Genomic DNA, 893 nt, shown 5'->3' on the forward strand with positions numbered 1-893 from the left:
CCCGCAGAGGGCAACGAAGCGGCAGAAACCCCCGAGAAAACTAGGGCGATTCGCACACAGCGAGGCGAGTTGGCATCGCTTCGCACAGAAGTACCGGAGGAGGGACTTGAACCCTCACGGGATTACTCCCACTGGATTTTGAATCCAGCGCGTCTGCCGATTCCGCCACTCCGGCAAGTAGTTGGCAGCCACTAGGTTACGCCGATCGCCGCCGGCGTCAATCCGGGCCAACAACGCTTGGCGTACAGGCTTCGCCCGCCGCAGCACGTCGCCATCCAGAGAGGCTGGGGCACCGTTCATCCGCTCGCCCCCCCATTCCGCTCCCCGACACGCCGGCGGGCCGTTTTTCATTTTTTCGGTTTTGGGCGCGCAACGGGGCGGGGGCCGGGCGTCGAGCGGTTGACGAGGGAGCCTGACGAGCGGACGACCGCTCGGCCCCGCGTCACCCCACCACGCCCCCCACGGGCTGACCCCCTTTAATCTGAGGAGATTGACGATGAAGACCCTGTTCACGCTCGCCGCCGCGACCCTGTTTGCCCTGCCCACCCTCACCGCCTCGGCCTACGCCCCCTGCGGCTCGCTGGCTCCCCAGCCCGCCGTTACGGTGATCGCCAAGAACCACTACCAGCCGGTGGTGAAGGTCCTCGAGACCGACTGCCACGAGAAGAGCGTTCTGACCCGCCGCCCGGTGATCAAGCCGGCCAGCAAGCTCCGCACGGCAACCGAGCTGACCGTCGGCTCGACCGTGACCGCCCCGGCCCGCTTCTTGGGCACGGAAGTGGGGGCCGTCTTCCTGCGGGTTGGCCCGGCCTGCCTGGAGTGCCAGATCGTTGCCTGGAGCCCCAACGCGGTGACCTTTATCGTTCCGAACATGGGCTTGGGCCCGATCACGG

General features: G+C 66.9%; 1 protein-coding gene and 1 tRNA gene. One reads left to right on the top strand and one right to left on the bottom strand.

All coding sequences use genetic code 11. The annotated features are described in order from the left end of the window. Positions 1 to 91: 91 nt before the first annotated feature. Positions 92 to 175 (bottom strand) — tRNA-Leu (locus Pla111_RS07200). Positions 176 to 496: 321 nt separating this feature from the next. Between Pla111_RS07200 and Pla111_RS17170 the strand changes: the two genes are divergently transcribed. After that, the coding region (locus Pla111_RS17170; protein ID WP_197524833.1) for a hypothetical protein at positions 497 to 893 on the top strand (397 nt) is incomplete at its 3' end.

It is taken from the genome of Botrimarina hoheduenensis, from assembly GCF_007859815.1.
Lineage (GTDB): Bacteria > Planctomycetota > Planctomycetia > Pirellulales > Lacipirellulaceae > Botrimarina > Botrimarina hoheduenensis.